Below are 251 nucleotides of genomic sequence, written 5' to 3' on the forward strand. Positions count from 1 at the left end.
GTTTCTTGAAATATATGATGATTTAGGATAATATCGTTAATGGATAAATAGGTTGCGATGGAGGGTCTATATGTCAAACAGATTTGCAGTGATTCTAGCTGCAGGTAAAGGCACACGTATGAAGTCCAAGCTATACAAAGTGCTGCATCCTGTATGTGGAAAACCAATGGTACAACATGTAGTCAATGAAGTATCTCAATTAGGATTGCAGAAACTTGTAACAGTCGTTGGACATGGTGCTGAAAAGGTAC

The 251-nt window shown here is 38.2% G+C and carries 1 protein-coding gene; it reads left to right on the forward strand.

Translation table 11 applies throughout. The features are described from left to right. Positions 1-70: 70 nt before the first annotated feature. Positions 71-251 (forward strand): NTP transferase domain-containing protein (locus SB775_RS31950; protein WP_410865303.1); only part of this gene is annotated, 181 nt, incomplete at its 3' end.

Source organism: Peribacillus sp. SIMBA_075, from assembly GCF_046534585.1.